Below are 14,125 nucleotides of genomic sequence, written 5' to 3'. Positions count from 1 at the left end.
GTCTATTGTCCGTTCGATGTGGATGTGGTGGCGGATTCCCCGGAAGCCGCCATAATCTGCTCTTTGGTGCTTGTCGCGGCGTCGAACTCCGCGGAGATCCTGCCCTTGCTCATGACGATTACGCGGTTCGCGACGCCGAAGCATTCATTAACCTCAGACGTGGAATAGACGACAGCCAGGCCCTTCTCCGCCAGTTCACTGAGGAGGTTGAAGACCTCGGTCTTCGCACCGATGTCGATGCCGCGGCTCGGTTCGTCGAGCAGGATGACCTTCGGATTGGTCGCCAACATCTTGCCGATGACGACCTTCTGCTGATTACCGCCGCTGAGCGAACCGATAGCCGCTCCGGGGCCTGCGGTCTTTACGCGAACGTCGGCGATCCCCTTCTGCACGAGCTTGTCCTCCACGCCGTGCGAGAGGAACAGCCCACGGACGAGACTGCCGATACTTGCCAGCGACAGATTCCTGCCCACCGACATCGTCTGCACCAGCCCATCGCGCTGCCGGTCCTCAGGGACAAGGGTGAGGCCCCACCTGATCCGTTCTGCGATGGTCTTGCCGGCCATGTCCCGCCCGTGCACCACGACCCGGCCGCCAACTAGCGGCACGCGTCCGGCTGCGGCCTCAAGCATCTCGGTACGGCCGGCACCCATCAAGCCGTAGATGCAGACTATCTCGCCCTCCCGAACCTTCAGGGAGATGCCATTCACGGAGAGCCGCTCTGGGTTGGAGGAGTCGGCCACTTTGACGCCCTCGGCCTCAAAGGCGACGGCGCCGAACTCTACCGCGGGCGGAGAGCCGAGGTCGAAATTGCGGCCCACCATGTTCCCTACGATCCAGTCCAGGCTCACATCCCTTGTTTCGGCCTGGGCGACGATCTCGCCGTCGCGAAGTACGACAGCATGGTCACAAATCTCCATAGCCTCCTCGAGGTGGTGGGAGATGTACACGATGGACACATTGTCGGAGGTCAGGTCCCGGATGACTTTGAAAAGCACCTCGACCTCGGCTGCGCTGAGCGCGGACGTGGGCTCGTCCATGATGAGGATCCGCGCCTCGGTCGACAGTGCACGGGCGATCTCCACAATCTGCTGCTGGCCGAGACGCAGGTCCGCCACGAGGGTCTCCGGGTGGATCTTCTCCTGGAGGCGCTCCATCAGCCGCTCGACGATCTCGGACTCGGCTTTGTAATCAACGGCGCCGCCCTTCGTACGGATCTCACGGCCCATGAAGATGTTGTCCCGAACGCTGAGGTTGGGGCAGAGGCTAAGCTCTTGGTGGATAATCGAGATGCCTCTGTCTCGCGCGTCGACCGTGTTGGCGAATTGGACGGGCTCGCCGCGCAGCTCCAGGCTTCCGCTGCTGGGGTTTTCGATCCCGGAGAGGATCTTCATTAGGGTGGACTTGCCGGCCCCGTTCTCTCCGAAGAGTCCGACCACCCTCCCCTCCAGCACTTCGAAGTCAACGCCCTTCAGTGCCTGGGTGCCGCCATAACGCTTGGTAACGTTCTGCGCCCTAAGGATGGGATAGCCGACTGCAGTGGTACTTTGCGTGCTCATGATTTCACATCGATCTTCACGGGGGTGACGACGAACGACGTCGGGCTGACCAGCTGGAAGGCCCCGACCACATCCAACTGTTTGCCCTCGATAGCCGCGCTATCCAGTTTCGCGAGGACGAGCTTCTTGACCTGGTTGTTCAGTTCCGCACCCACGTTCTGATAGTCGATCTGGTTCTTGAACTGGGAGAAATCCACCTTGCCGGTGGCGTCCCGGATCGCAGTCCCATTCACCGCAGGGCCAGTCTGCACAAGAACCTTCATGTCCGCAGGCAGGCCTGGGACGGTAACCTGCACGAGGCCGTTGGGATCCGGCTTGCCTGCGGTTCCGGCGAACTTCACAGAGTAGACCGGAGCGGACGTGCCGGCGGCAACGCCATACTGCTTGGCGGCCGCAGTCGAATCCGCCTTAATGGCGGTCGCGACGGTGACGAGGTCGGTGGCCCTCTTGTCAATGTCGGGAGCGATGTCGGACTCGTACTTTTCCTGGGCGAAGGATGAAGGGCTGAATGTGCCCGGCGCAGCCTGGGTGGCCTCGTTGCCGAAGAGGAACTTGGTGTTGACGATCATCAGCACGAGCAGGACAAACAGCGCCGCGGGAACTATCAGCTTCTTCGGCTGCAACCTCGACGAAGCGCTTCTCGGGGCGGTATGTGGTTTGATGGCGGTTGACATCTCTACCTCGGGATCAGAGGACGACGGACTCGGTGGCGTTCGGGCGGATCTGCAGCTTGCGGCCGGTTCCCTTTCGGAACATGTCGAGGGCCTCGCTGTAGTCGTCGAGGGCAAAGGCGTGGCTAATCATCGGCTTGCTCTTGATCGCGCCGGCCTCGAACATCTCGACGGCCCGGCCGAAGGTATTAAGCACGGCCATGGTGCCAACGATATTCAGCTCGTCGCGGTAAACCCGGAACGGGGAGTATCCCGCCTTAGCTTCCACCGGAGCGACGCCAAAGTGCTGGAAGGTCCCGCCGGCCTTAACGCGGGGCAGGCCGTCCTCGATCGCGCGGATGACGCCAGTGCAATCGATAACGACGTCCCACTGGCTGCGGTCCGCCTCGTCGGCACTCTGGTAGACGTTCTCGATGCCGACTTCCCTTGCGGCTTCGAGCCGGTTTTGGTTGACATCCACGATCGTTACACTCGCTGCCCCTGCACGCGGCGCCAGCTGGGCCATCAGCAGACCCATCGTGCCCGAGCCGTAGACCAAATAGTGTTCGCCCATCTTCCGCGGCAGGATGTCGTAGCCGCGGATCGCGCAGGCGAGAGGCTCGATAAGCGCCGCCTGGTGCAGGTCCGTCTCAGGGCGCAGCTTGTATACGTTGCCGACAGGGGCCTTGACGTACTGCGCTGCTGCGCCGTCGCTCGCCACAACGCCAAGGCCATTCCATTGGCGGCAGAGGTTGCCCTTCCCGTTGAGGCAGAACTCGCACTCACCGCACGTCGTGCTCGGGTTCACCGCGACGTGATCGCCCACGGAAAACTTCGTGACCTCCCCGCCAACCGCAACCACGGTTCCAGAAGCCTCGTGACCGGGAATCAGCGGAAACACAGTGCCCTCGAACTCGCCGTCCAGAACATGGGTATCGGTGCCGCAGATGCCCACCGCGGCAACTTCGATCACCACCTCTTTGGAGCCTGGAGTCGGATCAGGCAACTCTGTCAAAGCGAGCTTTCCTGGCTCTTCAAAAACAATTGCACGCATCAGCGTCGACGCTCCTGTGAACTCTGCGGAAGGGGCCATCGAAGGCCCTGCCGCGCGTGGACAAATTAAGGGGGATGCCGACGGAGTCGGATATCCGCCCGGTCGCTTCTCCATGAAGCAAACTTGTTATCTTGTGGTGTTTCGATGTTAGACATAAAATATAGCTGTGACGTACGACACCGTCAATGACCTTCATGAAGCAAGGCCAAAATCTAGGAAATCCATTGATTTCCAGCGGTTTCTCGATCGTGAGTAGTAGAGACAGGCCCGCGGGTTTTCTAACATGAACGCCGGTAATTTCCCGCCTGGCCTTCGACGAAGGACCAAGACACTTGCAGCTGACGGCTATATGGCGGGATCGCCCTGCCCGTGACTGCAGCACGGCAACATGACGAACAAGAACAATCGAAGCCGGTACTGCGAACGGTGCCGGAAAAACAGAGAGGGGCCCGGTTTTCGTGCCACATTTGGAAGAGCAAGAACTGTCATGGACCAGCCTGGACCAGAAGGCCGTAGACACCATCCGGGTTTTGGCCGCGGACGCCGTGGAAAAGGTGGGCAACGGCCACCCGGGCACGGCGATGAGCCTGGCTCCGGCGGCGTACCTGCTGTTCCAGAAGTTGATGCGCCATGACCCGCGGGACCCGCAGTGGCTGGGCCGTGACCGGTTCATCCTGTCCCCCGGCCACACCTCGCTGACCCTTTACATCCAGCTGTTCCTCAACGGCTACGGCCTGGAACTGAAGGACCTGGAAGCGCTGCGCACCTGGGGTTCGCTGACCCCGGGCCACCCGGAGTACAAGCACACCGCCGGTGTGGAGATCACCACTGGCCCGCTGGGCCAGGGCCTGGCGTCCTCGGTTGGCTTTGCGTACTCGCAGCGCCGCCAGCGCGGTCTGTTCGACGCCGGCACTCCCGCCGGTGAGTCACCGTTCGACCACACCATCTGGGTCATCGCGTCCGACGGCGACCTGCAGGAAGGCGTCACGGCCGAGGCTTCCTCGCTGGCCGGCCACCAGGAGCTCGGCAACCTCGTGGTCATCTACGATGAGAACCACATCTCCATCGAGGACGACACCGACATCGCGTTCACCGAGGATGTCCTGAAGCGCTACGAGGCGTACGGCTGGCACACCCAGCGGGTGGACTGGACCAAGACCGGCGAATACAAAGAGGACGTCCAGGAGCTCTACTCCGCGCTGCTCGCTGCGAAGGCTGAGACGTCCAAGCCGTCCATCATTTCGCTGCGGACCATCATCGGCTACCCGGCCCCGAAGAAGCAGAACACCGGCAAGATCCACGGCTCCGCGCTCGGCGGCGAGGAAGTTGCAGCCCTGAAGGAGGTCCTGGGCTTCGACCCGGCCAAGTCCTTCCAGGTGGACCAGGAAGTCCTGGACCACGCCCGCCAGGTCGTGGACCGCGGCGCCGCCGCCCGCAAGGAATGGGAAGAGTCCTTTACCGCCTGGCAGGAAGCCAACCCCGAGGGCGCGGCACTGCTGCAGCGCATCGAGGCCCAGGAACTGCCTGAAGGCGTCGACGCGGTGCTCCCGGTCTTTCCGGCCGGCAAGGATGTTTCCACCCGTGCCGCCTCGGGCAAGGTCCTGAACGCTCTCGGCCCGGTCCTGCCCGAACTCTGGGGTGGCTCGGCCGACCTCGCGGAGTCGAACAACACCACCATCGAAGGTTCGCCGTCGTTCGTGCCGGCGTCCAAGCAGACCGACGCCGGGTCCGGCAACCCCTACGGCCGCGTCCTGCACTTCGGCATCCGCGAGCACGCCGCCGCTTCGATCGTGAACGGCATCAGCCTGCACGGCAACACCCGCGCGTTCTCCGGCACGTTCCTGATCTTCTCCGACTACCAGCGCCCCGCCATCCGCCTCGGCGCCCTCATGGGAGTCCCGTCCCTGTACGTGTGGACGCACGACTCCATCGGCCTGGGCGAGGACGGTCCCACCCATCAGCCGGTCGAGCAGCTCGCCTCGCTGCGCGCCATCGTGGGCCTGGACGTGGTCCGCCCCGGTGACGCCAACGAAGTCGCCGTTGCCTGGAAGACCATGCTGGAAAACCACGCCAACCCCGCCGGCATCGTCCTGACCCGCCAGAACATCCCCACCTGGGAGCGTGGCGAAGGAGCAGCCGACGGCGACACGTTCGGTTCCGTCGCAGGCGTTTCCAAGGGCGGCTACGTCCTGGCCGAGGCTTCCAAGGACGGCGCCACTGTTCCGGCCGACGTCATCCTGATCGCCACCGGCTCCGAGGTCCAGCTGGCCGTCAAGGCCCGGGAAACCCTGCAGGCCGAAGGCATCGCAGCCCGCGTCGTCTCGATGCCGTGTGTCGAGTGGTTCACCAGGCAGGACGCCGCCTACCGCGAATCCGTCCTGCCCGCCGCCGTCAAGGCACGCGTGTCCGTCGAAGCAGGACTGGCCCTGGGCTGGAAGGAATTCGTCGGCGACGCCGGCCGCTCCATCAGCCTCGAGCACTACGGCGCTTCCGCCGACTACAAGCGCCTCTTCCAGGAGTTCGGCATCACCGCAGAGGCTGTTGCCGCTGCCGCCCAGGACTCCATCGCCGCTGCCAAGGCCTAACTGGCTCATTGACAGGGCTGCCCTGCAGGCACTGCAGGGCAGCCCTTCAACCCCGGCAGCTGCCCGAATCTTTCAAACCACCGACAGCCCCGACCGTGTAAAGGCGTAGGCCCATGCCCAAAGCAGCAACAGCACTCAGAAACCTTTCACCGGACACGCACTCCCCCACCAACGGCCACCGGAACTGGTCCCACTCTTACCGCAACGGTCACGAGATCGAGTGCTGGCTCACGGATATGGACGGCGTCCTCGTGCACGAAAACCATGGCATTCCCGGGGCCGCTGAACTCATCCAGCGGTGGGTGGACACCTCCAAGCGTTTCCTGGTCCTGACTAACAATTCCATCTTCACGCCCCGTGATTTAGCTGCCCGGCTCCGGGCCTCCGGCCTCGAGATTCCCGAGGAGAACATCTGGACCTCGGCGCTGGCCACTGCACAGTTCCTCAAGGACCAGGTGTCCGCCGGCGGCACGGAATCGGGAAACCGTGCCTACACCATCGGCGAGGCTGGGTTGACGACGGCGCTCCATGAGGCCGGCTTCATCCTCACCGATCAGAACCCGGACTTTGTAGTGCTGGGCGAGACCCGCACCTACTCGTTCGAAGCGATTACCACCGCTATCCGCCTCATCGTGGGCGGTGACCGTTTCATCGCCACCAATCCCGATGCCACCGGCCCCTCCAAAGACGGCCTCCTTCCGGCCACCGGCGCGATAGCCGCGCTCATAACAAAAGCCACCGGCCGTGAACCCTATATCGTCGGCAAACCCAACCCTATGATGTTCCGGTCAGCCATGAACCGGATCGACGCCCACTCGGAAACCACCGCAATGATTGGCGACCGCATGGACACTGACATCATTGCCGGCATGGAAGCAGGCCTGCACACCGTTCTCGTCCTCAGTGGCATTACCCGAGCCGAAGACATTTCCGCGTTCCCGTTCCGTCCCAACGAAGTCCTGCACTCCGTCGCAGACCTTGCGCGAACGCCCACCCCACGCTCGCCCAACACCAGACCGCAACTTCAGGAAACACCGTGACCCGCAGCCCCAACGGTCAGCAAGACGACCAGTCACTCACCTCGCCAAGCCACCTCCACGCCTTACAAGGAGAAACATCATGACTACTCCCACCCAGCAGCTCTCCGACGCCGGAGTCTCCATCTGGCTCGATGACCTGTCCCGCGGACGCCTGGAAACCGGCACCCTGCGCAAGCTCATCGAAGAGAAGAACGTGGTTGGCGTGACCACCAACCCGTCCATCTTCCACGCCGCGATCACCACCGGGAACGACTACGACGCCACGATCGCGGCCTCGGCCGCGGCCGGCGCCAGCGTCGAGGACACTATTTTCGAGATCACGACCACCGACGTCGCCGACGCCTGCGACCTGTTCGCCCCGGTCGCGACGGCAACCAACGGTGTTGATGGCCGCGTGTCCATCGAAGTTGACCCGCGCCTTGCCTGGAACACTGCCGGCACCATCGCCGAAGCCAAGCACCTCTACAAGAAGGTCAACAAGGACAACGTCCTGATCAAGATCCCCGCGACCCTCGAAGGCCTCGAAGCGATCACCGCCGTCCTGGGCGAAGGCATCAGCGTCAACGTGACCCTGATCTTCTCCCTCGAGCGGTACCGTGCCGTCATCAATGCCTTCCAGTCCGGCCTGGAGCAGGCAAGGGAAAACGGCCACGACCTCTCGAAAATCCACTCCGTGGCTTCCTTCTTCGTCTCCCGCGTCGACACCGAGATCGACAGGCGCCTGGACAAGATCGGCACCGACGAAGCCAAGGCACTCAAGGGCAAGGCCGGCCTGGCCAACGCCCGCCTCGCCTACCAGGTCTACGAGGAACTCTTCGCAACCGAGCGCTGGGCCCTGCTCGCCGAAGCCGGCGCACTCCCCCAGCGTCCCCTGTGGGCTTCCACCGGCGTGAAGGACCCGGCCTACCCGGACACCCTCTACGTCACCGAACTCGTCGCCCCCGGCGTCGTCAACACCATGCCCGAAAAGACCCTGGACGCCACCTTCGACCACGGCGTGGTCACCGGCGACACCATCACCGGCACCTACACCGAAGCCAACGCCACCCTCGACGCCCTCGAAAAGCTCGGCGTGTCCTACAACGACGTCGTCGCCATCCTCGAATCCGAAGGCCTCGACAAGTTCGTCGCCAGCTGGAAGGAACTCCTCGGCGACGTCGAAGGCGCCCTCGCCTCAGCACGAAAGAATCTGGGTGGCCGTCCCGCCGACTGGTCACCGGGATCATGAAGCGATCAAAACACGTCAATGCCCTCGGGCAGGATACAGCCCAGGATTGGACGGAACTTCAGTTGGGCGATCGTGTAGATGTCATCGAAGTGGGTGGATACACCTATCCCGCTTACATCGAAATGAAAAGCGAGCAATCAGACGTTGTGTGGATACGTGCGCTCGGATATGGCACAAGGCATTTGCTACACAATCTGGACGGAACACAACTCAAAATTCCGATGAAAGAAGAATAAATCTGGGTATCGTATCCCTCCCATCAGAACATCCTCGTTCTGCCGGCTTAGGCTACACCCTAACCTCACAGCGCCTGCCAGCTTGACGGATTAGCGGCTAGACAAGGCAGCCCCAGACAATGGACCTGGAGCCGCCTGCGCCAGATCCACCTAACGAGACTAAAACTGATCCCGCACAGGCAGATTGGAGCCATTGGTCATGGACGGCAGATAGGCGGGCTGCTCAATTGAGTGCGCCGATGATCTCCGCGACGTTGCTCTTGGCATCGCCAAAGAGCATCTTTGAATTGGGACGGAAGAACAGCGGATTCTGCACGCCGGCGTAACCAGTGGCCATGGAACGTTTGAAAACAATGACTTCCCTTGCGTCCCACACGCGCAAAACCGGCATGCCTGCAATGGGGCTCCCAGGATCTTCGTCAGCGGCAGGGTTGACTGTGTCATTGGCGCCAATAACGAGCACCACATCGGTTTCGGCAAGGTCATCATTGATTTCATCCATCTCCAGGACGATGTCGTAGGGAACCTTCGCCTCGGCCAGAAGCACGTTCATGTGTCCCGGGAGGCGGCCCGCGACCGGGTGAATGCCAAACCGTACATGGACTCCCTTGTCACGGAGTTTACGGACCAGCTCGGCCACCGGGTACTGTGCCTGTGCCACGGCCATCCCATAGCCGGGGGTAATGACGACTGACGAAGCCTCGGCGAGGAGATTCGCGACTTCAGTCGCCTGAATTTCTTGGTGCTCCCCATAGTCTTCGTCGGCGCTCGACTTGGCCGTGACCCCGAATCCGCCCGCAATCACCGACAGGAAGGAGCGGTTCATCGCTTTGCACATGATGTAGGAAAGATACGCCCCGGATGATCCAACCAGAGCTCCCGTGATGATGAGGAGATCGTTGTTGAGTAGGAAGCCTGAGGCAGCTGCTGCCCACCCGGAGTACGAGTTCAGCATTGAGACAACGACGGGCATGTCGCCTCCGCCGATTGAGGCCACGAGGTGCCAGCCAAGTGCGAGTGCGACGACGGTGACGGCTGCGAGAAGCCATACTTGCTGGTCGACAACGAACCAGACGGTGAGTCCTACGAAGATGATCAGTGCTCCGAGGTTGAGGATATTCTTCCCGGGCAGCATTAATGGTGTGGACTTGATCCGGGCCGACAGTTTGAGGAATGCCACGATGGAGCCGGTGAAGGTCACCGCGCCGATGAAGACGCCAATACAGACTTCGGCGTGATGGAGTTGCAACAGTGCATTCCCTGCGCTGGTGGCAACGCGGTTATCGCCGTTCTCGAGATAGCCGTTCCAGCCGACGAGCATGGCCGCCAGCCCCACGAAGGAGTGCAGCAGTGCAATGAGTTCGGGCATGCCGGTCATCTCAACGACTTTGGCTCTCCAGAGACCGATGACAGCACCGATCATGACTGCGGCGATAATTAGGACGAAGCCGAGGTCAAGATTTGATCCTGCGATAAGCACGCTCGTTGCTCCTACAGCGATGGCCATACCGATAATCCCGTACCTGACGCCGTTGCGGGCGGTTTCGTGCTTGGATAGTCCTGCGAGACTAAGAATAAAGAGTAGAGCTGCGACGAGGTATGCTCCGATCGCGATCGTTTCTGTACCCACGTCACGCGCCCTTCTGGAACAGGTGGAGCATTCGGCGGGTGACCGCGAAACCTCCGAAAATGTTGATTGATGCGAGGAGCACGGCGGCAAACGCGAGCGTACGGACGACGACGTCGCCGGCACCGATCTGGAGGAGGGCGCCCACCACGACGATTCCCGAGATCGCGTTGGTGACCGACATGAGCGGTGTGTGCAACGCGTGGGCGACTTTGCCGATGACATAGAATCCGACCACAACCGACAGAGCCAGAACGGTGAGGTGCTGCGGGAGTGGTGCCGGGGCGAAGGCGGTCACTAGGAACAGGGCTGTGGCCCCGATGGCTGCCAGGCTCCACTTTGTGGCGGGAGCCAGACGCCGCCTAGACTTGGCACCTTCCAGTTCAGCAGCGGTTCCGGTCCCCCCAGGGGCGGGCGTGGGAGCCGCAGAAACGTGCACGGGCGGGGGAGGCCACAGAACGTCGCCCGCTTTGACCACGGTTATCGAGCGCAGCACAACGTCTTCGAGGTCGAGCACGGGCTGGCCGTCTTTGCCAGGTGTCAGCAGCTTCATGAGATTTACGAGGTTGGTGCCGAGCAGCTGCGACGCCTGAGCTGGCAGCCGCCCGGGGAGGTCCGTGTAACCGATGATCGTTACGCCGTTAGGAGAGACAACTTTCTCCCCTGCGGCAGAACCGGCCACATTGCCGCCGTGGGCCGCCGCCATGTCGACAATGACCGAGCCCGGCTTCATCGCAGCCACATCTGCCGCTGTGATGAGTTGCGGTGCGGGCCGGCCAGGGATGAGAGCGGTCGTGATGACGATGTCGGCGTCGGCTGCCTGCTCAGTGTAGAGCCGCGCTGCTGCCGTCTCGTACGCACTGGATGTGGCCTTGGCGTACCCGTCCGAGGAGGTTTGTTGCTGCTCTTCGGGAACCACGACGGGGAGGTACTCCCCGCCCAGCGACTTGACCTGGTCGGCAACCTCGGGGCGGGGGTCGGTCGCTCGCACCACGGCGCCGAGTGATCGTGCTGCTCCGATGGCCGCCAGGCCCGCTACTCCTACCCCCGCGACCAACACCTTTGCTGGCGGTACCTTGCCAGCTGCGGTCACCTGTCCGGTAAAGAACCGCCCGAACTCGTGCGCTGCTTCGATCACGGCACGGTATCCGGCGATGTTCGCCATGCTCGAGAGCACATCCATGGACTGCGCACGTGAGATTCGAGGAATAGCGTCCAGTGCCAATGCGGTGACCGGCCCATTCGGTGCGGATGCCAACGCCGCGATGAGTTCAGACTCGAACGCGGGAGAGAGCAGAGCCACCAGTATGGCACCCTTCCGGAGCATGGCTATTTCTTTGGTGCTCGGTTTGTTCACTTTCAAGACGACATCGGCGCCCCAGGCTGTCGCCAGACCGACAATCGTAGCGCCTGCTTTTGCGTATGCCTCGTCAGAAAAGCTCGCCTGCCTGCCGGCACCGGACTCAACACTGACGTCGTAGCCCAGGGCCATGAGCTGTTGCACAGTTGACGGTGTCGCTGCGACCCTTGTCTCACCCACGGTGCTTTCCGCGGGAATTCCTATTTTCATTCTTGCTTTCTTCCTACATGCATGTGTGTCTTCTTCAAATGAAACCGATGTCAAGGCGGTTGTCAGCCGCCCTGTACGGTGTCAGTTGCCTCCGTACCGGCGAGCGGATTGCCTCGCGGCAGACGTCCCCCCCGGAGAACGTGCCCCGGTCAGTTCAACGCGGAGAGTCGGGACTCAAGGCCGACGAGAGCTGCGGTAGCTGGTGCCCCCGACCGTCTATGGGGAAATCCACGCCTCCTGACCGCGGTCTGGGACAGGAACAGCGGGCCTTCCTGAGCCAATAGTTGATAGCCAATGGCCCTGTCGTAGAGCCTTCGGGTGTCGTTTCCCTCGCCGGAGATCCAAAGAACGGAATCGTCCGAAGCAGCTTCGTCAACTTTTCCGATGGCAACGCAGAATCCGTTCAGCCAAACCTCAACGTGTCGACCAATCAGCTGACTCCAGTCATGACGTACGTCCCAGACGCTTGGATGCCCTGCGCCCATCACTGTTCTGCCTTCCGGCCAGGGATCCCACCGACCTCCGGGGTTCCGGGATGCTGGGTCGGAGGGCAGGTTCCGCCGTGCGCGCCCTTCCTCCGACCGGTGCAGACAGACGGGGGGAACAACCGACCTCATCTCGTTGTCTCCTGCAGTGCCAGGATGGCGGTGGGGGCGTCGGCTGCGGTCTCGGCCAGTTCCTCGAACTCGTTCACGGCGTTGATTTCCACGCCCATGGAGATGTTGGTGACCTTTTCCAGGATCACTTCCACCACCACGGGAACCTGGAACTCGCCCATCAGAGCCTTGGCCTTGTCGAACGCGGCCGGCATGTCCTCGGGGCTGGTCACCCGGATCGCCTTGCAGCCCAGACCCTCGGCGACCTTGAGGTGGTCCACGCCGTAGCCCTCGGTCTCCGGGGAGTTGATGTTGTCGAAGCCCAGGGACACGTTCTGCTCCATGTTGAACCCGCGCTGGGACTGGCGGATCAGGCCCAGGTAGGAGTTGTTCACCACCACGTGGATGTACGGCAGGTTGAACTGTGCACCCACGGCCAGTTCCTCGATCATGAACTGGAAGTCGTAGTCGCCGGAGAGGGCCACCACGGTCTGGTCCGGGTTGGAGCGTGCGACGCCGAGCGCGGCCGGGGCGGTCCAGCCCAGCGGGCCTGCCTGGCCGGCGTTGATCCATTTGCGCGGGCCGAACACGTGCAGCATCTGCGCCCCGGCGATCTGCGACAGGCCGATGGTGGACACATAGATGGTGTCGCGCCCGAAGGACCGGTTCATCTCCTCGTACACGCGCTGCGGCTTGATCGGCACGTTGTCGAAGTGGGTCTTGCGGTGCAGGGAGGCCTTGCGGTCCTGGCATTCGGCGACCCAGGCGCTGTAGTCCGGCAGGGACCCGGCGGCCTTGCGCTCTTTGGCGAGCTCAACCAGGCCTGCCAGCGCCGCGCCGGCGTCGGATGCGATGCCCAGGTCCGGCGAGAACACGCGGCCGATCTGGGTGGGCTCGATGTCGATGTGCACGAACTTGCGGCCGGCGGTGTAGGTTTCCAGGCCGCCGGTGTGGCGGTTGGCCCAGCGGTTGCCGATGCCGATCACGAAGTCGCTCTGCAGGTAGCTCTCGTTGCCGTAGCGGTGGGACGTCTGCAGGCCAACCATGCCGGCCATGAGCTGGTGGTCGTCCGGGATGGTGCCCCAGCCCATCAGGGTGGGGATGACCGGCACGTTCAGGGTCTCGGCCAGTTCCACCAGCTGCGCGGAGGCGCCGGCGTTGATGATGCCGCCGCCGGCGACGATCAGCGGGTGCTTGGCGGCGAGCAGCATGTCCAGGGCCTTTTCCAGCTGCTTGCGGGAGGCCTTGGGCTTTTCGATCGGCAGGGGCTCGTAGGTATCTATGTCGAATTCGATTTCCGCCATCTGTACGTCGATGGGCAGGTCCAGCAGTACGGGGCCGGGGCGGCCGGAGCGCATCAGCTGGAAGGCCTTCTGGAAGGCGCCGGGAACCTGGCCGGGCTCCAGGATGGTCATGGCCATCTTGGTGACAGGGGCGGCGATGGACTCGATGTCCACGGCCTGGAAGTCTTCCTTGTGCAGCTTGGCAACGGGTGCCTGGCCGGTGATGCAGAGCATGGGGATGGAGTCGGCCCAGGCGGCGTAGAGGCCGGTGATCATGTCGGTGCCGGCGGGGCCGGAGGTGCCGATGCAGATGCCGATGTTGCCGTCCTTGGCGCGGCTGAAGCCGTCGGCCATGTGGCTGGCGCCTTCGACGTGGCGGGCCAGGGTGTGGCGGATGCCGCCGTGGGCGCGCATTGCGGAGTAGAAGGGGTTGATGGCGGCGCCTGGCAGGCCGAACGCCTCGATGGCGCCTTCCTTTTCCAGGATGGCGATGGCAGCGTCTACGGTGCGCATCTTGGTCATGGTGTGCTCCTAAAAGTCTGAGAGAGGGGCTTCGCCGTCATAAAGTCCCAACGGCGGGCGGCGTCGGGACGGACTAAGAGGTGTGTGATGGGGTTTCCAGCAGAAAGGGGTGCCATGGCTTTCTCTCTAGGTGCAAACCCGCCCATGGAGTTGCGGTGAGCGAGTGCAGGGACGT

General features: G+C 62.8%; 10 protein-coding genes. 4 read left to right on the top strand and 6 right to left on the bottom strand.

The window, feature by feature from the left end; genetic code table 11:
* Nucleotides 1-2: 2 nt before the first annotated feature.
* From AC3IMC_RS18440 to AC3IMC_RS18430, 3 genes are read right to left on the bottom strand one after another with little or no spacing between them, the layout of a single operon-like run.
* Nucleotides 3-1,559: a sugar ABC transporter ATP-binding protein gene (locus AC3IMC_RS18440; RefSeq protein WP_490920203.1), complete on the bottom strand. Its 1,557-nt coding sequence runs from the start codon at nt 1,557-1,559 to the stop codon at nt 3-5.
* A complete protein-coding gene (locus AC3IMC_RS18435) occupies nt 1,556-2,233 on the bottom strand; it encodes a DUF2291 family protein (protein WP_490920201.1) in 678 nt (225 codons plus the stop codon). Before AC3IMC_RS18435 ends, AC3IMC_RS18440 begins: the two co-directional genes overlap by 4 nt.
* 13 nt (nt 2,234-2,246) lie before the next feature.
* Nucleotides 2,247-3,224 carry a zinc-dependent alcohol dehydrogenase family protein gene (locus AC3IMC_RS18430; RefSeq protein ID WP_490920200.1) on the bottom strand — a complete coding sequence of 326 codons (978 nt, stop codon included), beginning with the start codon at nt 3,222-3,224 and terminating at the stop codon, nt 2,247-2,249.
* 506 nt (nt 3,225-3,730) lie between these two features.
* Here AC3IMC_RS18430 and tkt point away from each other — a divergent pair.
* The 4 genes from tkt (at nt 3,731) to AC3IMC_RS18410 (ending at nt 8,352) form a co-directional block, all read left to right on the top strand.
* Nucleotides 3,731-5,848 carry a transketolase gene (gene tkt, locus AC3IMC_RS18425; RefSeq protein ID WP_490920199.1) on the top strand — a complete coding sequence of 706 codons (2,118 nt, stop codon included), beginning with the start codon at nt 3,731-3,733 and terminating at the stop codon, nt 5,846-5,848.
* A 113-nt stretch (nt 5,849-5,961) separates the two neighbouring features.
* Complete coding sequence (locus tag AC3IMC_RS18420; protein WP_490920198.1) at nt 5,962-6,888, top strand: HAD-IIA family hydrolase; 927 nt, start codon at nt 5,962-5,964, stop codon at nt 6,886-6,888.
* A 79-nt stretch (nt 6,889-6,967) separates the two neighbouring features.
* A complete protein-coding gene (tal, locus tag AC3IMC_RS18415; protein WP_490920197.1) occupies nt 6,968-8,116 on the top strand; it encodes a transaldolase in 1,149 nt (382 codons plus the stop codon).
* A complete protein-coding gene (locus AC3IMC_RS18410) occupies nt 8,113-8,352 on the top strand; it encodes a hypothetical protein (protein ID WP_490920196.1) in 240 nt (79 codons plus the stop codon). The genes tal and AC3IMC_RS18410 overlap by 4 nt, the downstream gene beginning before the upstream one ends.
* 223 nt (nt 8,353-8,575) lie before the next feature.
* On the opposite strand, the gene pntB is transcribed toward AC3IMC_RS18410, so the two are convergent.
* From pntB to gcl, 3 genes are all read right to left on the bottom strand, one after another.
* Nucleotides 8,576-9,982 carry a Re/Si-specific NAD(P)(+) transhydrogenase subunit beta gene (pntB, locus tag AC3IMC_RS18405; RefSeq protein WP_490920195.1) on the bottom strand — a complete coding sequence of 469 codons (1,407 nt, stop codon included), beginning with the start codon at nt 9,980-9,982 and terminating at the stop codon, nt 8,576-8,578.
* Between the two features lies 1 nt (nt 9,983).
* Nucleotides 9,984-11,549 carry a Re/Si-specific NAD(P)(+) transhydrogenase subunit alpha gene (locus AC3IMC_RS18400; protein WP_490920194.1) on the bottom strand — a complete coding sequence of 522 codons (1,566 nt, stop codon included), beginning with the start codon at nt 11,547-11,549 and terminating at the stop codon, nt 9,984-9,986.
* Nucleotides 11,550-12,162: 613 nt separating this feature from the next.
* Nucleotides 12,163-13,950 carry a glyoxylate carboligase gene (gcl, locus tag AC3IMC_RS18395; RefSeq protein WP_490920193.1) on the bottom strand — a complete coding sequence of 596 codons (1,788 nt, stop codon included), beginning with the start codon at nt 13,948-13,950 and terminating at the stop codon, nt 12,163-12,165.
* Nucleotides 13,951-14,125: the final 175 nt, after the last annotated feature.

The organism is Arthrobacter sp. E70 (assembly GCF_058266945.1).
Note: the sequence above shows the minus strand (reverse complement) of the source record. Positions and strands in the feature narration are given on the sequence as shown.

Excerpts from the sequence above, each read along its gene's own strand:
- AC3IMC_RS18440 (WP_490920203.1), bottom strand. The coding sequence starts at position 1,559 with ATGAGCACGCAAAGTACCACTGCAGTCGGCTATCCCATCCTTAGGGCG.
- AC3IMC_RS18435 (WP_490920201.1), bottom strand. The coding sequence starts at position 2,233 with ATGTCAACCGCCATCAAACCACATACCGCCCCGAGAAGCGCTTCGTCG.
- AC3IMC_RS18420 (WP_490920198.1), top strand. The coding sequence starts at position 5,962 with ATGCCCAAAGCAGCAACAGCACTCAGAAACCTTTCACCGGACACGCAC.
- tal (WP_490920197.1), top strand. The coding sequence starts at position 6,968 with ATGACTACTCCCACCCAGCAGCTCTCCGACGCCGGAGTCTCCATCTGG.
- AC3IMC_RS18410 (WP_490920196.1), top strand. The coding sequence starts at position 8,113 with ATGAAGCGATCAAAACACGTCAATGCCCTCGGGCAGGATACAGCCCAG.
- AC3IMC_RS18400 (WP_490920194.1), bottom strand. The coding sequence starts at position 11,549 with ATGAAAATAGGAATTCCCGCGGAAAGCACCGTGGGTGAGACAAGGGTC.
- gcl (WP_490920193.1), bottom strand. The coding sequence starts at position 13,950 with ATGACCAAGATGCGCACCGTAGACGCTGCCATCGCCATCCTGGAAAAG.